The following is a 19,794-nucleotide window of genomic DNA, read 5'->3' on the forward strand; positions in this document are numbered from 1 at the left end:
GGCCCCTCAGAGACCAGTCGAAACATCGATCGACTGCCCTTCGGCAAGCGTCACGACTGCTTTCTTGACATCACTCTGGCGCCCGACGATGCCGCGGAACCGCTTCACCTTGCCTTTGCGCACAGCTGTATTGACTGCAGTAACCTTCACGCGGAACAGCGCTTCGACTGCGGCCTTGATTTCCGGCTTCGTTGCCGTCTTGGCTACGTTGAAGACGACCTGGTTATGTTCGGAAACCAGGGTCGACTTCTCGGTGATGACCGGGCTGACGATCACGTCGTAGTGGCGAAGATCAGTCATTTGAAACGCTCCTCGAGAGCTTCGACTGCTGCCTTGGAAAGCACGAGCTTGCCACGACGCAGGATGTCGTAAACATTGATGCCCTGAATTGGCAGAACATCGATGTTCGGGATGTTCGAAGCGGCACGGCGGAAATTCGCATCGATCTCGGCACCGCCGATGAGAAGCGCATTTTCGAGGCCAAGCTTGGCGAACTGCGAAACAAGTACCTTGGTCTTGGCTTCGGTCGACAGAAGATCATCGACGATGATCAGGTCGGAAGCCTTTACCTTGGCGGACAGGGCATGACGAAGTGCAAGTGCGCGCACCTTCTTCGGCAGGTCATGATCGTGGCTGTGAACAACCGGACCGTGAGCCTTGCCACCACCGCGGAACTGCGGAGCACGTGCCGAATGGTGACGGGCGCGGCCCGTACCCTTCTGCTTGTACATCTTGGCGCCGGTCCGTGCGATTTCCGAACGGCCCTTTGCCTTGTGCGTGCCCTGCTGCTTGCGAGCAAGCTGGTAACGGACCATGCGCTGAAGGATATCGTCGCGCGGCTCAAGACCGAAAATCTCCTCGGAGAGTTTCACCTTGCCGGCTTCTTTGCCTTCAAGTGTTGTGATCGAAAGGTCCATTATTCGGCTCCCTCGGTTGCCTGTGCGACTTCTGCATCAGACACGGCTGCTTCAATGTTTGCGGCCTCGTCGACTGCAAGCGCCCGGAGACCAGCTGGCTTGGGAGCATTGTCCGGCAGCGCTTCCTTGACGGCATCGCGTACCAGTATCCATGCACCCTTCGAACCAGGAACAGCACCACGAACCAGAATAAGGCCACGATCGAGGTCCGTCGAAACGACTTCGATGTTCTGTGTGGTGATACGGGTCGAACCCATATGACCGGCCATCTTCTTGCCCTTGAACACCTTGCCCGGATCCTGACGCTGGCCGGTAGAACCGTGAGCGCGGTGGGTGACCGAGTTACCGTGCGTTGCGCGGTGACCGCCGAAGTTGTGGCGCTTCATGGAACCGGCAAAACCCTTACCGATAGAAGTACCAGTCACATCGACCTTCTGGCCGGCAACGTAATGTTCGGCTGTGATCTCAACGCCGACATCGAGAAGATTGTCGACAGAGACGCGGAATTCCGCGACTTTAGCCTTTGGCTCGACTGAAGCCGTCGCGAAATGACCGCGCAAGCTCTTCGTCGTATTCTTTACCTTGGCCAGACCTACGCCGAGCTGAACGGCAGTGTAGCCATTCTTCTCGACTGTACGCTGAGCCACAACCTGACAATTCTCCATCCGGAGTACTGTCACCGGCACATGCTCACCTGCGTCGTTGTAGACGCGAGTCATGCCCAGCTTCTGTGCAATTACACCTGAACGCATCGGTTCGTCCTTCCGTCCTCAAGCCTTACAGCTTGATCTCGACATCAACACCAGCGGAAAGATCGAGCTTCATCAGCGCGTCAACTGTCTGCGGGGTTGGGTCTACGATATCGAGAAGACGCTTATGAGTGCGCATCTCGAACTGTTCGCGGCTTTTCTTGTCGATATGCGGCGAGCGGTTAACCGTGAACTTCTCGATCCGCGTAGGAAGCGGGATCGGTCCGCGCACATTGGCACCGGTACGCTTGGCAGTCGACACGATCTCCCGCGTCGAATCGTCAAGGATCCGATGATCAAACGCCTTGAGGCGAATGCGGATGTTTTGACCGTTCATTTCATCTTTTCCTTGTTTAGCAGAGACGCCCAATAGCAGGCGCCGTCCGCATAAAACCTTAAATTACTCAATGATCGACGAGACGATGCCAGCACCGACGGTGCGGCCACCTTCACGGATAGCGAAGCGCAGCTTCTCTTCCATGGCGATCGGCACGATCAGCGTCACATCGACTGCGATGTTGTCGCCAGGCATAACCATTTCCGTGCCTTCCGGCAAAGTCACAACACCCGTCACGTCGGTCGTGCGGAAGTAGAACTGCGGACGGTAGTTGGAGAAGAATGGCGTGTGACGGCCACCTTCGTCCTTCGTCAGGATATAGGCTTCTGCCTTGAACTTGGTGTGCGGCTTGACCGAACCGGGCTTGGCAAGGATCTGGCCGCGCTCGACGTCTTCACGGCCAACGCCGCGGATCAGCGCACCGATATTGTCGCCGGCCTGGCCCTGGTCGAGCAGCTTGCGGAACATCTCGACACCGGTCACCGTCGTCTTCGTCGTCGGCTTGATGCCGATGATCTCGACTTCTTCACCCACCTTGACGATACCGCGTTCAACGCGGCCCGTCACAACCGTACCACGGCCGGAGATCGAGAAAACGTCTTCGATCGGCATCAGGAACGGCAGGTTGATCGGACGCTCCGGCGTCGGAATGTACTTGTCGACTTCCGCCATCAGGGCACGTACGGCGTCTTCGCCGATTTCCTTGTTTGAGTCTTCAAGCGCAGCCAGAGCCGAACCCTTGACGATCGGAATGTCGTCGCCGGGGAAATCGTACTTCGACAGAAGCTCGCGTACTTCGAGCTCGACGAGTTCGAGAAGCTCGGCATCGTCAACCTGGTCGACCTTGTTCAGGAACACGACGATCGCCGGAACGCCAACCTGACGGGCAAGCAGGATGTGCTCGCGGGTCTGTGGCATCGGGCCGTCGGCAGCCGAAACAACCAGGATCGCGCCATCCATCTGCGCCGCGCCGGTGATCATGTTCTTCACATAGTCGGCGTGGCCGGGGCAATCGACGTGCGCATAGTGACGGGCGGGCGTCTCATACTCGACGTGTGCCGTCGAAATGGTGATGCCGCGCGCCTTTTCTTCCGGCGCTGCGTCAATCTGGTCGTACGGCTTGTACTCACCGAAATACTTCGTAATCGCGGCCGTCAACGACGTCTTGCCATGGTCAACGTGACCAATCGTGCCAATGTTGACGTGCGGCTTGTTACGTTCAAACTTGCTCTTAGCCATCTGAGCTCTCCGTTATATGTTCGCCTGCTCAGGCTTTACTTCAACTGTCACGCGCAACCTTATGGTTACGCAAACTTCTTCTGAATTTCCTGTGCGACTGCTGCCGGTACAGGTTCATAGTGATCGAACTGCATGGTGTACTGTGCACGACCCTGGCTCATCGAACGCAGGTTGCTCACATAACCGAACATGTTGGCCAGCGGCACCTGTGCATTGATGACGGTCGCAATACCACGCGCTTCCGTACCGAGGATCTGACCACGACGTGAGTTCAGATCACCGATCACGTCACCGACGTAATCTTCAGGCGTAACAACCTCGACCTTCATGATCGGCTCGAGCAGCTGGGCACCTGCCTTCTGCGCACCTTCGCGGAACGCAGCGCGAGCTGCGATTTCGAAGGCAAGAACCGAGGAGTCCACATCATGGTAAGCACCGTCGATCAGCGTGGCTTTCACGCCGAGCATCGGGAAGCCTGCGAGCGGACCCGCACCCATGACGCTCTGGATACCCTTTTCAACACCAGGGATGTATTCCTTCGGAACATTACCGCCGACGATCTTCGATTCGAAGATGAAATCGTCGCCGTCATGCGGCTCGAAGATAACCTTGATACGGGCGAACTGACCCGAACCACCGGACTGCTTCTTGTGGGTGTAGTCGATCTCGGCCTTGCGGGTGATCGATTCACGGTAGGCAACCTGGGGGCTACCTGTATTTGCCTCGACCTTGAACTCGCGACGCATACGATCAACGAGAATGTCAAGATGAAGTTCGCCCATGCCCGAGATGATGGTCTGGCCGGATTCTTCGTCAGTGCGGACGCGGAACGAAGGATCTTCAGCAGCAAGACGATTGAGCGCGAGGCCCATCTTTTCCTGGTCGGCTTTGGTCTTTGGTTCGACCGAGATCGAGATAACCGGCTCGGGGAATACCATGCGCTCGAGGATAACCGGCTTCAACGGATCGCAGAGCGTGTCACCCGTTGTGGTTTCCTTGAGACCTGCGAGAGCAACGATGTCGCCGGCGAAGGCTTCCTCGATGTCTTCACGCGAGTTGGAGTGCATCTGCAGCATGCGGCCGATACGTTCGCGCTTTTCCTTGACCGTGTTGTCGAGCGAAATGCCCTTGGTCAGCTTGCCGGAATAGATGCGGCAGAAAGTCAGCGAACCAACGAACGGATCGTTCATGATCTTGAAGGCGAGCATGGAAAGCGGCTCGTCGTCGGACGACTTGCGGGTCGTTTCCGCATCGGTCTTCGGATCGATGCCCTTGATGGCGGGAACGTCTACCGGCGAAGGCAGATATTCAACAACACCGTCAAGCAAAGGCTGTACGCCCTTGTTCTTGAATGCCGATCCGCAGAATACCGGATGGAAGTCAACGCGGCATGTGCCGATGCGGATCAGAGCGCGCAGAGCGTCATTGTCCGGCATGTTGCCTTCGAGATAAGCCTCGGTGGCAGCTTCGTCGACTTCGACAGCAGTCTCGATCAGCTTTTCGCGATATTCTTCAGCCTGGGCCTTGAGGTTATCAGGGATTTCAACAACGTCCCACTGTGCGCCGAGCTGTTCGTCGCGCCAGACGAGTGCCTTCATTTCGATCAGATCGACAACGCCCTTGAACTCTGTCTCGGCGCCGATCGGCAGCTGCATGACGAGAGCCTTGGCACCAAGACGGGTCTTGACCATGTCGACGCAGCGATAGAAATCGGCGCCGGTCTTGTCCATCTTGTTAACGAAGATCATGCGCGGAACATGATACTTCTCGGCCTGACGCCAGACCGTTTCCGTCTGCGGCTCAACACCGGCATTCGCATCGAGAAGCGCAATCGCGCCATCGAGAACGCGCAGCGAACGCTCTACTTCAATGGTGAAGTCGACGTGGCCAGGCGTATCGATGATGTTGAAACGGCGCATCTTGCCGTCACGGCCCTTCCAGAAGGTCGTGGTGGCAGCGGACGTGATCGTGATGCCACGCTCCTGCTCCTGCTCCATCCAGTCCATGGTTGCGGCGCCATCGTGGACTTCACCGATCTTGTGCGACTTGCCGGTGTAATAAAGAATACGCTCGGTGGTCGTGGTCTTGCCGGCGTCGATGTGCGCCATGATACCGAAATTCCGGTAGTCTTCGATTTTATATTCGCGAGCCATGATATGGTGCCTCTAGGACTAATGTTTTCGCAATTACCAGCGGTAATGCGAGAATGCGCGGTTGGCTTCTGCCATGCGATGCGTGTCTTCACGCTTCTTCACAGCCGAGCCGCGGTTGTTTGCAGCATCGAGAAGTTCACCGGACAGGCGATCGATCATCGTCGTCTCATTGCGGCCGCGTGCTGCATTGATCAGCCAGCGGATGGCAAGAGCCTGACGGCGCTCCGGACGAACGTCGACCGGAACCTGATACGTTGCACCGCCGACGCGGCGCGAACGAACTTCAACGTGCGGCGCTACATTGTCGAGAGCCTGATGGAACAGGGCAACCGGCTCCTGCTTGCTCTTGCTCTCAACTGACTCAAGCGCACCGTAAACGATACGCTCGGCAATCGACTTCTTGCCATGATGCATGACTGCATTCATGAACTTGGTCAGAACGAGATCGCCGAACTTAGGATCCGGATTGATCTCACGCTTTTCTGCACTATGGCGTCTGGACATATTCTTTGTCTCTTATCTGCATCGGGTTGACCTACCTGGTGGCCAAAGTCCCGGAAAATCTTACTTCGGACGCTTCGCACCGTACTTGGAACGGCGCTGCTTGCGGTTCTTGACGCCCTGGGTATCCAGAACACCACGGATGATGTGGTAACGAACACCCGGCAAATCCTTTACACGGCCGCCGCGGATCATCACGACAGAGTGTTCCTGAAGGTTATGCCCCTCACCCGGAATATATCCGATGACTTCAAATCCGTTCGTCAGACGCACCTTGGCGACCTTACGCAGAGCCGAGTTCGGCTTCTTCGGGGTCGTCGTGTAGACGCGAGTGCAAACGCCGCGCTTCTGCGGGTTTTCCTGCAGAGCAGGGACTTTATTGCGCTTGACCGGCGCAGTGCGCGGCTTGCGGATCAACTGGTTTACGGTAGGCATTCAACCTTCCCTCTTTGTAATGCGTATCAAAGCGCTAGGCACTTCGGCACAAATCTCGTATCTTCGCCCGTCAGGGCCGTTTCAGCGCCATGCTCATGCACGAATTCGGGCAAATAAACCACCGAATGGGTGGTTGCCCGAATAAAAGCAGAGGAAGCCCCAAAGGCTTCATGCGAGCGGCAAATTGCATTTCGATCGTAAAACGAACCCTGTTTGAGATGATCTCCAGAGCGTGTCGCTCCGAAACGGCCAATCTCACATCGGCTCAGATGGGCAGCTGATACTGTGTCCCCGGGCTTTCGTCAAGCCTGAAGCCACAATATTATTAAGCTTTGCAGCGATTGCAGGCTCTTGCGGGCCTGAATGTAAGATAGTTTCGCCGGACGCGCATTATTTCAAGCAATATTTCGTATCTTGCACAGGGATTGCACGGCGTTCGGTGACTTGGCGCACCCATTTGTCTATTCTGGACGTCAAATCGCAGAATCAGGAACATTTCAATGTCTTCATCACCAGCCGAGTCGAAAACTGTTCATCTCATCGTTGCCGATGTCTGGAAAGACAAGGACAACGAGCCGCGCCAGGTTCACCTGCTGCTGATGAACGACGATGCCGACGGGTTGGTGGAACTGGCGCTGAAGATCCTCGCCAATTCCGGCTATGAGGAAGCCGAGCTTCTGGAGATCGGTACCTTGACCGAAGAGCCCGAAGAAGAACCCCACCTTTCCGCCTGGAAGACCGCCCTCACCGGCCAGGCGGCGCTAATCGAGTTCAACGAGTAGGGATTGGCTTTCTCGTCATACGTTCAATCATATCTACCCGCAGTCTACGGTTGAGCTGATGGCATGCCGTACCAGCTCTGTGCGCCTCGGCGGATGACGCACATTTGAGCTCTGCACCAAAGGGTTTGATTTTTGGCTAACTCAAATCGATCCCTGCACGGCTTTCACACGAAAAGACTCAAATCCCATACAAGAACGGCCAAAACCGACACAAGAAATGCCGATTCTGGCGCGAGAAACTCTATCGTAAGTAGCACTTTAGTTGTGCTCGATTGAGACCGGCATAAGAAAAGGCCGCCGCGGATTGCTCCGCGGCGGCCTTTTGGTTTGGTGTTGGCGACCCGCTTATTCGGCCGGCTGGCCTGTCATGTCCGTCAGCATCGGGCCGGCTTTCGCGGCGCTTGCTCCGGCTTCCTTGCGGCGCTCGTCGATGATCAACTCGTCGCGGGCTCCGGCAATGCGGCGGATCTGCTTGACCGTTCCGCCGGTACCTGCCGGGATCAGACGTCCAACGATGACGTTCTCCTTCAGGCCCTGCAGAGCATCCATCTTGCCGGCAACAGCGGCTTCCGTGAGGACGCGCGTTGTTTCCTGGAAGGACGCTGCCGAGATGAACGACGGGGTCTGAAGCGAGGCCTTGGTGATGCCGAGCAGCACCGGAGTGCCGTAGCCTGGCTTCTTGCCATCCTCTTCCAAACGCTCGTTAATTTCGTCCAGTTCGATCCGGTCGACGTGATCGCCAGGAATGAAGCCGGTGTCGCCTGACTCGGTGATCTCGACCTTCTGCAGCATCTGACGAACAATCACTTCGATGTGCTTGTCGTTGATCAGAACGCCCTGCAGACGATAGACTTCCTGGATTTCGTTGACGAGGTAGGAAGCCAAAGCCTCCACGCCCTTGATCGCCAGGATGTCGTGCGGTGCAGGATTGCCGTCGAGAATATAGTCACCCTTTTCAATGGCATCGCCGTCCTGAAGATGGAAAGGCTTGCCCTTGGGGATCAGATACTCGACTGGCTCCACGGTTTCGTCGTTGGGCTCGATGACGATGCGGCGCTTGTTCTTGTAGTCGCGGCCGAAACGAACCGTACCATCGATTTCGGCGATGATAGCGTGGTCCTTTGGACGACGGGCTTCGAACAGTTCCGCAACGCGCGGCAGACCACCGGTGATGTCCTTGGTCTTGGCGCTTTCCATCGGAATACGGGCTAGAACGTCGCCCGCCTTCACATGCGAACCGGGCTCGACCGACAAGATCGATTCCACTGACAGCTGGAAGCGGGCATCGCCGCCCTTTGCCAGTTTCAGAACCTTGCCGTTCTTGTCCTTGACGACGATCGCAGGCTTCAGATCTGAACCGCGCGGTGTCGAGCGCCAGTCGATAACCACGCGCTTGGTGATACCGGTGGACTCGTCCGTCGTTTCCGTAACCGAAAGACCATCGACCATGTCTTCGAATTCGACATGACCTTCCACTTCCGTCATGACCGGGCGGGTATAGGGGTCCCACTCTGCAACACGCTGGCCGCGCTTAACATTGTCGCCATCATCGACATAGATGCGCGAACCGTAGGTGACGCGGTGTGTTGCGCGTTCCTTGCCGGTCGCATCGACAATGACAACAGCCATGTTGCGGCCCATGACGACCAGATGGCCATCCGAGTTGCGCACCACGTTGCGGTTGCGGATCTGCACCGTGCCTTCATAGCTGGCTTCGAGGAACGACTGATCGACAACCTGCGCAGTACCACCAAGGTGGAACGTACGCATCGTCAACTGCGTGCCTGGCTCGCCGATGGACTGAGCAGCGATAACGCCGACAGCCTCACCCTGGTTGACCGGGGTACCACGGGCCAGATCGCGGCCGTAGCACTTGGCGCAGATGCCGCCACGGGTCTCACAGGTGAGCGCCGAACGGATGCGGATCGACTGAACACCGGCCTTTTCAATGGCATCGATATCGAACTCGTCGATGATGTTGCCACCCTTGACAAGCACGTCACCCGAAACCGGATGCAGGATGTCTTCGAGTGCCGTACGGCCGAGGACGCGCTGGCCGATGGTCGCAACAACCTGACCGGCATCGACGATCGGCTGCATTGTGAGGCCCGTTGTCGTGCCGCAATCAACCGAGATGACGATGCAATCCTGCGCCACGTCAACGAGACGGCGTGTCAGATAGCCGGAGTTGGCCGTCTTCAAGGCGGTGTCGGCAAGACCCTTACGGGCACCGTGGGTCGAGTTGAAGTACTCGTTCACGGTCAGGCCTTCCTTGAAGTTCGAAATGATCGGCGTTTCGATGATCTCGCCCGAAGGCTTGGCCATCAGACCGCGCATACCGCCCAGCTGGCGCATCTGGTTCGGCGAACCACGAGCACCCGAGTGCGACATCATGTAGATCGAGTTCATCTGCTTCTGGCGGCCAGTAACAGGATCGAACTCGACGGCCTTGATGCGCGCCATCATTTCGTCGGCGACCTTCTCGGTGCACTTGCCCCAAGCATCGACGACCTTGTTGTACTTCTCGCCCTGAGTGATCAGGCCATCATTGTACTGCTGTTCATATTCCGTTGCCAAAGCTTCGGTTTCAGCAACCAGCTTCGCCTTGGTTTCCGGAATGACCATGTCGTCCTTGCCGAACGAGATACCGGCACGGCAAGCATGACCGAAGCCAAGCTGCATGATGCGATCGCAGAAAATGACCGTCTCTTTCTGTCCGCAATGGCGATAGACCGTGTCGATCATCTTGGAGATGTTCTTCTTGGTCATTTCCTGGTTGCAGATGTCGAAAGGCACGTTGTGGTGCTTCGGCAAAAGCTCACCGATGATCATGCGGCCAGGAGTGGTCTCATAGATCTTCGACGTCGGCTTGCCGTCAGCATCGATGCTCTTGAAGCGGCCCTTGATCTTGGTATGCAGGGTCACTGCACCGCTGCCGATAGCATGGTGAAGTTCGCCCATATCGGCAAAGGCCATGCCCTCGCCCGGCTCCTTCGCCGCAACGATCGACAGATAGTACAGGCCGAGGACCATGTCCTGCGACGGAACGATGACCGGCAGACCGTTTGCAGGGTGCAGGATGTTGTTCGTCGACATCATCAGAACGCGGGCTTCAAGCTGCGCTTCCAGAGAAAGCGGAACGTGGACAGCCATCTGGTCGCCGTCGAAATCCGCATTGAAAGCGGTACAGACGAGCGGATGCAGCTGGATTGCCTTGCCTTCGATAAGGATGGGTTCGAACGCCTGGATGCCAAGACGGTGCAGCGTCGGAGCACGGTTCAACAGGACCGGATGCTCGCGGATGACTTCATCGAGAATATCCCAGACTTCCGGCTTTTCCTTCTCAACCAGCTTCTTCGCCTGCTTGACGGTCGAGGAATAACCCTTTGCGTCGAGACGGGCATAGATGAACGGCTTGAACAGCTCGAGCGCCATCTTCTTTGGCAGACCGCACTGATGCAGCTTCAGCTCCGGACCGGTCACGATAACCGAACGGCCGGAATAGTCGACGCGCTTGCCGAGCAGGTTCTGACGGAAGCGGCCCTGCTTGCCCTTGAGCATGTCGGACAGCGACTTCAGCGGGCGCTTGTTGGCACCGGTGATGACACGGCCACGACGACCGTTGTCAAACAACGCATCAACCGATTCCTGAAGCATGCGCTTCTCGTTACGGATGATGATGCCAGGAGCGCGCAGTTCGATCAGGCGCTTCAGACGGTTGTTGCGGTTGATAACGCGGCGATAAAGGTCGTTGAGGTCGGACGTCGCAAAACGCCCGCCATCCAGCGGAACCAGCGGGCGCAGGTCCGGCGGGATCACAGGAACGATCTTCATGATCATCCATTCCGGACGGTTACCCGATTCCAGGAAGTTCTCGACGATCTTCAGACGCTTCATGAGCTTCTTCTGCTTCAGATCGGACGTCGTTGTTGCGAGTTCCTCGCGCAGGTCGCCGGCGATCTTTTCCAGATCCATCGAAGCCAGAAGTTCATGAATAGCCTCGGCACCGATCAGTGCGGTGAAGGAATCCTCACCATACTCATCGACCGCGATCATGTATTCTTCTTCCGAAAGAAGCTGATGCTCCTTCAGGGCAGTCAGGCCCGGCTCGGTCACGATATAGTTCTCGAAATAGAGAACGCGCTCAATGCCCTTCAAGGTCATGTCGAGCAAAGTGCCGATACGGCTAGGCAGAGACTTCAGGAACCAGATGTGCGCAACCGGAGCTGCGAGTTCGATATGGCCCATACGCTCACGGCGAACACGTGACAGCGTGACTTCCACACCGCACTTTTCGCAGATGATGCCCTTGTATTTCATGCGCTTGTACTTGCCGCACAAGCATTCATAGTCCTTGATCGGCCCGAAGATCCGAGCACAGAAAAGACCATCCCGCTCAGGCTTGAAAGTGCGGTAGTTGATCGTCTCCGGCTTCTTGATCTCACCGTATGACCAGGACAGAATCTTCTCAGGGCTGGCGATCGATATCCGGATGGAATCGAATGCCTGCACAGGCACCTGAGGATTGAAAAGATTCATGACCTCTTGGTTCATGCCGTTTCTCCATGGGGCAAAGAGTGCCCTCTACTTGCGATGGATATCCGCCGCCGCGGGTCCATCTAGATCAAATGCCGCTTCCTCAGCGGCCCGAACTGGTCGGGTGCGCGAGCATTGCCGCGCACCCTTCCCATTTTACTCTGCAGCGTCAGGCAATGCCTGCTGTTGCTGTTCTTGGGCACGAGTATCGTCCAGCTCGACATTGAGACCGAGCGAGCGCATTTCCTTGACGAGAACGTTGAAGCTCTCCGGAATGCCGGCTTCGAAAGTATCGTCGCCACGGACGATTGCTTCGTAAACCTTCGTGCGACCGGCGACGTCGTCGGACTTGACCGTAAGCATTTCCTGCAGCGTGTAAGCTGCACCGTATGCTTCCAGGGCCCAGACCTCCATTTCACCGAAGCGCTGACCGCCGAACTGGGCTTTACCACCCAGTGGCTGCTGCGTAACGAGTGAGTAAGGTCCGATCGAACGGGCGTGGATCTTGTCATCGACCAGATGGTGCAGCTTCAGCATATAGATGTAGCCGACAGTCACCTGACGATCGAAAGTCTCACCCGTACGTCCGTCATAAAGCGTCGACTGACCCGAAGAATGCAGGCCCGCCTGTTCCAGCATCACATTGATGTCCGGTTCATGCGCACCGTCAAACACCGGCGTTGCAATCGAAACGCCACGCTTCATCTGTTCGCCAAGACGAATGATGCTCTCATCGTCATAGTTGCGAACCGGCTCGTTGCGGTCATTGTCCGGAATGATCGATTCAATCGTCATTCTCAGCGGTGCAATGTCGCCCTGTTCACCCTGTGCGTGCTGTGCCTTGTAGGCCTCGATCAGTTCCCCGATCTTCCTGCCCATACCGGCGCAAGCCCAGCCCAGATGCGTTTCGAGGATCTGCCCGACATTCATGCGGCTTGGCACGCCAAGCGGGTTGAGCACGATGTCGACATGCGTTCCGTCTTCAAGGAACGGCATATCCTCAACAGCGGCGATACGCGAAACAACGCCCTTGTTGCCGTGACGGCCAGCCATCTTGTCGCCTGGCTGGATCTTGCGCTTCACAGCGACAAAGACCTTGACCATCTTCATGACGCCTGGAGGCATCTCGTCGCCGCGCTGAACCTTTTCGACCTTGTCCATGAAACGCTGCTCGAGCAATTTCTTGGAGTCATCGTACTGGTTGCGCAGAGCTTCGATTTCGCCCTGGATCTTCTCGTCCTCGACAGCAAACTGCCACCACTGGGAACGCGGGTATTCGCCCATGACGTCCTGTGTAACGACAGTGCCCTTCTTGAACGCCTTCGGTCCGGCAACAGCAGACTTGCCATCGAGAACGTCGGCCAGACGGCCATAGACGTTGCGGTCAAGGATCGCCTGTTCGTCGTCGCGGTCCTTGGCCAAACGCTCGATTTCCTCGCGTTCGATCGCCATCGCGCGTTCGTCCTTCTCAACGCCGTGGCGATTGAAAACGCGAACTTCCACAACGGTACCGTAGGTCCCGGGCGGCATGCGCATCGAGGTATCACGTACGTCCGAAGCCTTCTCACCGAAGATGGCTCGCAGAAGCTTCTCTTCCGGGGTCATCGGGCTTTCGCCCTTCGGTGTGATCTTGCCGACGAGGATATCACCCGGCTGAACTTCGGCGCCGATATACACAATGCCGGCTTCGTCCAGGTTCTTCAGCGCTTCTTCCGAAACGTTCGGAATGTCGCGCGTGATTTCTTCCGGTCCGAGCTTCGTGTCGCGAGCCATGACTTCGAACTCCTCGATATGGATCGAGGTGAAGACGTCATCCGAAACGATCTTTTCAGAAAGAAGGATGGAATCTTCGTAGTTGTAGCCATTCCACGGCATGAACGCGACGAGCACGTTGCGGCCGAGCGCCAGATCGCCCAGATCCGTCGAAGGACCATCAGCGATGATATCACCCTTCTCGATCCGGTCGCCAACACGAACCAGCGGACGCTGATTGATGCAGGTGTTCTGGTTCGAACGCTGGAACTTCATCAGGCGATAGATGTCGACGCCCGACTTGCCCGGCACCAGATCTTCCGTGGCACGGATAACAATACGGGTCGCATCGACCTGATCGACGATACCAGTACGGCGCGCACCGATCGCGGCGCCGGAGTCGCGAGCAACGACCGGCTCCATGCCCGTTCCAACGAACGGCGCTTCGGCACGAACCAGAGGCACTGCCTGACGCTGCATGTTCGAGCCCATCAGAGCGCGGTTGGCGTCATCGTTCTCAAGGAACGGAATGAGCGCCGCTGCAACCGAAACAAGCTGCTTTGGCGAAACGTCCATCAGATCCACGTTTTCACGCGGCGCCATCAGAACTTCACCCGCATGACGGCAGACAACGAATTCATCCGTGAATGCACCGGAAGCGTCCAGTTCCACATTGGCCTGTGCCACGTGATACTTGGCTTCTTCCATCGCCGACAGATAAACGACATCGTCCGTAACCTTGCCGTCGATGATCTTGCGGTACGGGCTTTCAATAAAGCCGTACTTGTTGACCCGGGCAAAGGTTGCGAGCGAGTTGATCAGACCGATATTCGGACCTTCCGGCGTTTCAATCGGGCAGATACGGCCGTAATGCGTTGGATGAACGTCGCGGACTTCGAAGCCGGCGCGCTCGCGGGTCAAACCGCCAGGTCCCAATGCCGAAAGACGACGCTTGTGCGTGATCTCGGACAGCGGGTTGGTCTGATCCATGAACTGCGAAAGCTGCGAGGAACCGAAGAACTCACGAACGGCAGCAGCTGCCGGCTTCGCGTTGATCAGGTCCTGCGGCATTACCGTGTCGATTTCGATGGACGACATGCGTTCCTTGATGGCGCGCTCCATGCGGAGCAGGCCAACACGGTACTGGTTTTCCATCAATTCGCCGACCGAACGCACACGGCGGTTGCCGAGATTGTCGATGTCGTCGATTTCGCCGCGGCCATCGCGCAGGTCAACCAGCATCTTGACCACAGCCAGGATGTCTTCCTTGCGCAGGATGCGAACAGTGTCTTCCGCATCGAGATCGAGACGCATGTTCATCTTGACGCGGCCAACAGCCGAAAGATCGTAACGCTCACTGTCGAAGAACAACGACTTGAACATTGCTTCGGCGGAGTCGATCGTTGGCGGTTCACCCGGACGCATGACGCGGTAGATGTCGAACAGCGCGTCCTGGCGATTCTCGTTCTTGTCCACGGCAAGGGTGTTGCGAATATACGGTCCGATATTGACATGATCGATATCGAGAATGTTGATCTCGGAAACGCCCGTGTCGAGCAGAACCTTGAGTGTCTTCTCGTCGAGCTCATCGCCGGCTTCGAGATAGACTTCACCCGTCTCCATATTGACGATATCTTCGGCGAGATAAGTGCCGAGCAGATCGTCTTCTGTCGCCTTGATGAACTTCAGGCCTTTTTCAGCAAGCTGCTTGGCACTGCGTGCCGTCAGCTTCTTGCCTGTTTCAAGAACAACCTCGCCCGTGTCGGCATCCACGACGTCCGTAGTAGCCTTGAACCCGCGGAACCGATCCACTGAGAACGGAATACGCCAGGTATCGCCATCGCGGTTGAAGGTGAGCATGTTGTAGAAAGTCGACAGAATCTCTTCCGAATCCATGCCAAGCGCCATCAACAGCGACGTCGCAGGGATCTTGCGGCGGCGGTCTATACGCGCATAGACAACGTCCTTGGCGTCGAATTCGATGTCGAGCCAGGAACCGCGATAAGGGATGACACGCGCGGCAAACAGCAGCTTGCCGGACGAATGCGTCTTGCCTTTGTCGTGGTCGAAGAAGACGCCCGGCGAGCGGTGCATCTGCGATACGATCACGCGTTCCGTGCCGTTTACAATGAACGTGCCGTTATCGGTCATGAGCGGCATATCGCCCATGTAAACGTCTTGTTCCTTGATGTCCTTGATCGACTTCGCGCCTGTATCCTCATCGATATCGAACACGATGAGACGCAGCGTCACCTTCAGTGGCGCAGCATAAGTCAGGTCGCGCTGACGGCATTCGTCAACGTCGAACTTTGGAGCTTCGAACTCGTACTTGACGAATTCGAGCATGGAAGCACCCGAGAAATCCTGGATCGGGAAAACAGACTTGAATACAGCCTGCAGACCTTCATCCAAACGCCCGCCCTTGGGCTCTTCCACCATCAGAAACTGATCGTAGGAAGCTTTCTGAACCTCGATGAGGTTCGGCATCTCTGCGACTTCCGGGATCTTACCGAAAAACTTGCGTACGCGCCTACGACCATTGAAAGAATGGGTCTGAGCCATCGTCGCTCCTCGTCTTTATGCCAGAAACTGGCCTGTTTCTTAAAACCGCTCATGCGGCCCCGTGAACGGGACAAAACCCGTTTCCTGAAAGCATCGAATTGCCATCAGGAAAAGGGTTGAGTACCGGGCCCTCCGTGGAGGGTAGTTGGCGGACAGGTCGCCCTGCCCGCCAATCAGTGCAAGGCTTACTTGAGTTCGACCTTGGCGCCAGCTGCTTCGAGCTGCGCCTTGATCTTGTCAGATTCTTCCTTGTTAACGCCTTCCTTGACTGCCTTGGGAGCAGCTTCAACGAGGTCCTTGGCTTCCTTGAGGCCGAGACCGGTGATAGCGCGGACTTCCTTGATCACGTTGATCTTGTTAGGTCCGGCTTCGGTCAGAACGACGTCGAATTCAGTCTTCTCTTCAACTGCAGCAGCAACTGCACCACCGCCGGCAGCGGCAGCAGCAGCAACCGGAGCAGCAGCAGAAACGCCCCACTTCTCTTCAAGAAGCTTCGAAAGTTCAGCAGCTTCGAGAACAGTCAGGTTGGACAGGTCATCTACGATCTTTGCGAGATCAGTCATTTTGGTATTCCTTTACAAGGTTCGATATATTGACAGCGAGAACGGCCTTATGCCGCTTCGTCCTTCCGGGCATAGGCGCCAAAAACGCGGGCAAGCTGAGCTGCCGGTGCGTTGACGACCTGAGCAATGCGAGAAGCCGGTGTCTGGATCATACCAACCAGCTTTGCGCGCAACTCGTCGAGAGATGGAAGTGCGGCAAGTGCCTTTACCCCATCCGGATCGAGAGTTGTTGCTCCCATCGAACCACCGAGGATGACGAGCTTTTCGTTACCCTTGGCAAATTCAATGGCGATCTTTGGTGCCGCTATCGGATCGTTGGAATAAGCAACGAGTGTCTGACCTGTGAACAGGTCAGCGATGCCTTCCGAATCCGTGCCCTGAAGAGCGATCTTGGCAAGGCGGTTCTTCGCGACTTTAACGGTGCCACCAGCATCACGCATCTTCGAGCGAAGATCGCTCAGTTGCGCAACGGTGAGACCGGTATAGTGGGCCACGACAACTGAACCAGAGTCCTTGAAGACCCCATTCAGCCACGCGACGAATTCGCGCTTTTCCGCTTTTTCCACTGTCTCTCTCCATTTGGCAGAAACGCGAGATTGCGTCACTGCCGGGTTGCCTTTTGCCGCAAGTTTTCAGTCCGAAGACCGAAACCACACAGCACTTGAGGATCCTGTCCCCCCTGCTTCGCCGAGATCGGCTGCAAGCGAAAGGCAACTACGGTTCGAACCTTGTTCATCGGGCCAAGCCCTTTAACCAAAGTTTTTCCACGTCTCATGCGGGTTCTGACGAATTAAGGCGAACCACCCGCAATCTCGGACAGGATAACCGGACTTGCATCCGGTTATCCAGGCCCCGAAGGGCCTGGAATTCTTTTCGTTTCAAACAGCTAAGCTTGAAACTTCAATCAACACTTACGCAATGCGTACTGTTGCTGGATCGATCTTTACGCCAGCACCCATCGTCGATGAAATCGCGACGCGCTTGACGTAGTCACCCTTGGCGCCAGTCGGCTTTGCCTTGGTGACGGCATCGGCGAATGCCTTGATGTTCTCTTCCAGCGCCTTGGCATCGAAGGATGCCTTACCCACGCCGGCGTGAATGATACCGGCCTTCTCGACGCGGAACTCAACTGCACCGCCCTTGGAAGCCTTCACGGCAGCGGCAACATCGGTCGTAACCGTGCCGACCTTCGGGTTCGGCATCATGCCGCGCGGGCCGAGAACCTTACCGAGACGGCCGACGAGCGGCATCATGTCCGGTGTGGCAATGCAGCGATCGAAATCGATCTTGCCGCCATTGACGATCTCGAACAGGTCTTCCGCACCGACGATATCTGCACCGGCAGCCTTGGCTTCATCAGCCTTCGGACCACGAGCAAACACGGCGACGCGAACTGTACGGCCGGTGCCATTCGGCAGATTGACGACACCGCGAACCATCTGGTCCGCATGGCGAGGATCAACGCCGAGGTTCATTGCAACTTCGATCGTCTCGTCGAATTTGGCAACAGCACGTTCCTTGACCATGGCAATTGCCGAGGTCAGGTCATACAGCTTGTTACGGTCAACGCCTTCACGAACTTTCGCTACACGCTTTGATAGTTTTGCCATCGTCTTAGCCCACCACTTCCAGGCCCATCGAACGGGCAGAACCTTCAACCATGCGCATGGCGGCTTCAACGTCCGCTGCGTTCAGGTCTTTCATCTTCGCCTGAGCGATTTCACGCACCTTGTCGCGCGAAATCTTGCCGGCAACGACCTTGCCTGGCTCTTTCGAACCGGACTTCAGGTTTGCGGCCTTCTTGAGGAAGTAAGACACCGGCGGCGTCTTCATCGCAAATGTGAAGGACTTGTCCTGATAATATGTAATCACGACCGGAATGGGCGAACCCTTTTCCAGTTCCTGCGTGGCCGCATTGAAGGCCTTGCAGAATTCCATGATGTTGATGCCACGCTGACCAAGTGCCGGTCCGATCGGCGGGGACGGTGTTGCCGATCCTGCCGAAACCTGCAGCTTGAGCTGGCCTGCTACTTTCTTAGCCATAACTTCCTGCCTTTAATCAAAGTGCCGGATAACCGGCGGTTGCAGTTTGGTGGTGCGGATCGAACGCCCGGCTAAAGGCTGCCTTACCTCCCACCATTTTGCCGCTGACGCAGCAGGCGACTTCAGAAAGCCGCCGATTGATCAGACTTTTTCAACCTGACCAAATTCCAGATCGACCGGCGTAGCCCGGCCAAAAATCGAAACCTCTACCTTGAGGCGCGAACGCTCTTCGTCGACTTCCTGCACAGTGCCGTTGAACGATGCGAACGGACCATCGGCAACACGAACACTTTCGCCAATCTCGAACGAGATCGAAGCTTTTGGACGCTCGACACCCTCCTGAACCTGCATCAGGATGCGGTCGGCTTCCTTATCGGAAATCGCAATCGGCTTGTTGTCCGAACCAAGGAACCCTGTCACCTTCGGCGTGTTCTTGATCAGATGATAAGCATCATCCGTCAGATCGGCACGAACCAGGACATAACCCGGAAAGAACTTGCGCTCGGCATCGACCTTGCGGCCACGGCGCACTTCGACCACCTTTTCGGTCGGCACGAGAATCTTCTCAAAAAGATGCGACAGACCCTTCTGTCTTGCCTTTTCTTCGATCGACTCGGCGACCTTCTTTTCAAAGTTCGAATAGGCGTGAACGATATACCAGCGCGCGGTCATTGCTATTTCCCAATCCCGATTTTCTTGTCAGCCTGCGTTAACGACCAAGACCGAGAATCATATCGATTCCGTATGCCATCAACTGATCAGCTGCGAAAAAGAAAATCGCAGCAAAAAACGCCATTACCATCACCATCGCGGTGGAAATGAGCGTTTCGCGACGCGAAGGCCATGTGACCTTTGCGGTTTCAGCGCGCACTTGCTGAAAAAAAGTTATTGGATCTCGTTTTGGATGCCATTTACCGCTCGTGCATGTCATGTTGCTGTAAACATGCTGTGCTGCAACTTAAACAACACCATCTGTCCACACCATTGCGGCCCGTAAAGCTGATCGTTCAGCTCCACGCACCGCGTGTCTGTTAAGCCTACATAGAACCGATTCCGGTAAAACACAAGGCCCCCGGATTCGTTTCTTTCCAAACATCCGCCCGTTGCACCATCCAATCGTGCACCGGCAGACTATGTGTTGGCAGGGGAGACAGGATTCGAACCTGCGACCTACGGTTTTGGAGACCGCCGCTCTACCAACTGAGCTACTCCCCTATGTTCGGGG

General features: G+C 56.4%; 17 protein-coding genes and 1 tRNA gene. 1 reads left to right on the forward strand and 17 read right to left on the reverse strand.

Features of this window, described 5'->3' with window-relative positions:
• Positions 1–6: 6 nt before the first annotated feature.
• The 8 genes from N8E88_RS28215 to rpsL form a co-directional block, all read right to left on the reverse strand.
• The gene (locus N8E88_RS28215; protein WP_262293441.1) at positions 7–300 is read right to left on the reverse strand and encodes a 50S ribosomal protein L23; all 294 of its coding nucleotides are present in this window, start codon (positions 298–300) and stop codon (positions 7–9) included.
• Complete coding sequence (gene rplD, locus N8E88_RS28220; protein WP_262293442.1) at positions 297–917, reverse strand: 50S ribosomal protein L4; 621 nt, start codon at positions 915–917, stop codon at positions 297–299. Before rplD ends, N8E88_RS28215 begins: the two co-directional genes overlap by 4 nt.
• Positions 917–1,669, reverse strand: a complete 753-nt coding sequence (gene rplC, locus N8E88_RS28225) for a 50S ribosomal protein L3 (RefSeq protein ID WP_114429382.1) — start codon at positions 1,667–1,669, stop codon at positions 917–919. The genes rplD and rplC overlap by 1 nt, the downstream gene beginning before the upstream one ends.
• A 25-nt stretch (positions 1,670–1,694) precedes the next feature.
• A complete protein-coding gene (rpsJ, locus tag N8E88_RS28230; RefSeq protein WP_008124902.1) occupies positions 1,695–2,003 on the reverse strand; it encodes a 30S ribosomal protein S10 in 309 nt (102 codons plus the stop codon).
• Positions 2,004–2,066: 63 nt separating this feature from the next.
• Complete coding sequence (gene tuf / locus N8E88_RS28235; RefSeq protein ID WP_114429373.1) at positions 2,067–3,242, reverse strand: elongation factor Tu; 1,176 nt, start codon at positions 3,240–3,242, stop codon at positions 2,067–2,069.
• 65 nt (positions 3,243–3,307) lie between these two features.
• Positions 3,308–5,395, reverse strand: a complete 2,088-nt coding sequence (fusA, locus tag N8E88_RS28240; RefSeq protein ID WP_262293443.1) for an elongation factor G — start codon at positions 5,393–5,395, stop codon at positions 3,308–3,310.
• A gap of 33 nt (positions 5,396–5,428) precedes the next feature.
• A complete protein-coding gene (gene rpsG, locus N8E88_RS28245) occupies positions 5,429–5,899 on the reverse strand; it encodes a 30S ribosomal protein S7 (protein ID WP_099999168.1) in 471 nt (156 codons plus the stop codon).
• A gap of 60 nt (positions 5,900–5,959) precedes the next feature.
• A complete protein-coding gene (rpsL, locus tag N8E88_RS28250; protein WP_008121760.1) occupies positions 5,960–6,331 on the reverse strand; it encodes a 30S ribosomal protein S12 in 372 nt (123 codons plus the stop codon).
• Between the two features lie 500 nt (positions 6,332–6,831).
• On the opposite strand from rpsL, the gene N8E88_RS28255 reads away from it, so the two are divergent.
• Positions 6,832–7,113 (forward strand): hypothetical protein, encoded by a 282-nt coding sequence (locus N8E88_RS28255; RefSeq protein ID WP_262293444.1) that lies wholly within the window; start codon positions 6,832–6,834, stop codon positions 7,111–7,113.
• 345 nt (positions 7,114–7,458) lie between these two features.
• Here N8E88_RS28255 and rpoC read toward each other — a convergent pair whose 3' ends face one another.
• The 9 genes from rpoC to N8E88_RS28300 form a co-directional block, all read right to left on the reverse strand.
• Entirely contained in the window at positions 7,459–11,667 is a 4,209-nt protein-coding gene (rpoC, locus tag N8E88_RS28260; RefSeq protein ID WP_262293445.1) for a DNA-directed RNA polymerase subunit beta', read from the reverse strand.
• Between the two features lie 138 nt (positions 11,668–11,805).
• Positions 11,806–15,963 (reverse strand): DNA-directed RNA polymerase subunit beta, encoded by a 4,158-nt coding sequence (gene rpoB, locus N8E88_RS28265; protein WP_114429376.1) that lies wholly within the window; start codon positions 15,961–15,963, stop codon positions 11,806–11,808.
• Between the two features lie 185 nt (positions 15,964–16,148).
• Entirely contained in the window at positions 16,149–16,526 is a 378-nt protein-coding gene (gene rplL / locus N8E88_RS28270; protein WP_112531268.1) for a 50S ribosomal protein L7/L12, read from the reverse strand.
• Positions 16,527–16,573: 47 nt separating this feature from the next.
• A complete protein-coding gene (gene rplJ, locus N8E88_RS28275; protein ID WP_112531269.1) occupies positions 16,574–17,092 on the reverse strand; it encodes a 50S ribosomal protein L10 in 519 nt (172 codons plus the stop codon).
• Positions 17,093–17,437: 345 nt separating this feature from the next.
• Positions 17,438–18,136 (reverse strand): 50S ribosomal protein L1, encoded by a 699-nt coding sequence (gene rplA / locus N8E88_RS28280; protein ID WP_224515642.1) that lies wholly within the window; start codon positions 18,134–18,136, stop codon positions 17,438–17,440.
• Between the two features lie 4 nt (positions 18,137–18,140).
• Entirely contained in the window at positions 18,141–18,569 is a 429-nt protein-coding gene (gene rplK, locus N8E88_RS28285) for a 50S ribosomal protein L11 (RefSeq protein ID WP_112531271.1), read from the reverse strand.
• A 141-nt stretch (positions 18,570–18,710) separates the two neighbouring features.
• Positions 18,711–19,241, reverse strand: a complete 531-nt coding sequence (gene nusG / locus N8E88_RS28290) for a transcription termination/antitermination protein NusG (protein WP_112531272.1) — start codon at positions 19,239–19,241, stop codon at positions 18,711–18,713.
• A gap of 37 nt (positions 19,242–19,278) precedes the next feature.
• Positions 19,279–19,500, reverse strand: a complete 222-nt coding sequence (secE, locus tag N8E88_RS28295) for a preprotein translocase subunit SecE (RefSeq protein WP_262293446.1) — start codon at positions 19,498–19,500, stop codon at positions 19,279–19,281.
• Positions 19,501–19,708: 208 nt separating this feature from the next.
• Positions 19,709–19,784 (reverse strand) — tRNA-Trp (locus tag N8E88_RS28300).
• Positions 19,785–19,794 lie beyond the last annotated feature (10 nt).

Origin of the sequence: Phyllobacterium zundukense (assembly GCF_025452195.1) — a bacterium.
Lineage (GTDB): Bacteria > Pseudomonadota > Alphaproteobacteria > Rhizobiales > Rhizobiaceae > Phyllobacterium > Phyllobacterium zundukense_A.

Bases quoted from the DNA above. Each gene is read 5' to 3' on its own strand.
- rpoB (WP_114429376.1), bottom strand. From the start codon at position 15,963: ATGGCTCAGACCCATTCTTTCAATGGTCGTAGGCGCGTACGCAAGTTT.
- rplC (WP_114429382.1), bottom strand. From the start codon at position 1,669: ATGCGTTCAGGTGTAATTGCACAGAAGCTGGGCATGACTCGCGTCTAC.
- tuf (WP_114429373.1), bottom strand. From the start codon at position 3,242: ATGGCTAAGAGCAAGTTTGAACGTAACAAGCCGCACGTCAACATTGGC.
- rpsJ (WP_008124902.1), bottom strand. From the start codon at position 2,003: ATGAACGGTCAAAACATCCGCATTCGCCTCAAGGCGTTTGATCATCGG.
- rplD (WP_262293442.1), bottom strand. From the start codon at position 917: ATGGACCTTTCGATCACAACACTTGAAGGCAAAGAAGCCGGCAAGGTG.
- rplK (WP_112531271.1), bottom strand. From the start codon at position 18,569: ATGGCTAAGAAAGTAGCAGGCCAGCTCAAGCTGCAGGTTTCGGCAGGA.
- N8E88_RS28255 (WP_262293444.1), top strand. From the start codon at position 6,832: ATGTCTTCATCACCAGCCGAGTCGAAAACTGTTCATCTCATCGTTGCC.
- rpoC (WP_262293445.1), bottom strand. From the start codon at position 11,667: ATGAACCAAGAGGTCATGAATCTTTTCAATCCTCAGGTGCCTGTGCAG.
- nusG (WP_112531272.1), bottom strand. From the start codon at position 19,241: ATGACCGCGCGCTGGTATATCGTTCACGCCTATTCGAACTTTGAAAAG.
- N8E88_RS28215 (WP_262293441.1), bottom strand. From the start codon at position 300: ATGACTGATCTTCGCCACTACGACGTGATCGTCAGCCCGGTCATCACC.
- rplA (WP_224515642.1), bottom strand. From the start codon at position 18,136: ATGGCAAAACTATCAAAGCGTGTAGCGAAAGTTCGTGAAGGCGTTGAC.
- secE (WP_262293446.1), bottom strand. From the start codon at position 19,500: ATGACATGCACGAGCGGTAAATGGCATCCAAAACGAGATCCAATAACT.
- fusA (WP_262293443.1), bottom strand. From the start codon at position 5,395: ATGGCTCGCGAATATAAAATCGAAGACTACCGGAATTTCGGTATCATG.
- rpsL (WP_008121760.1), bottom strand. From the start codon at position 6,331: ATGCCTACCGTAAACCAGTTGATCCGCAAGCCGCGCACTGCGCCGGTC.
- rplL (WP_112531268.1), bottom strand. From the start codon at position 16,526: ATGACTGATCTCGCAAAGATCGTAGATGACCTGTCCAACCTGACTGTT.
- rpsG (WP_099999168.1), bottom strand. From the start codon at position 5,899: ATGTCCAGACGCCATAGTGCAGAAAAGCGTGAGATCAATCCGGATCCT.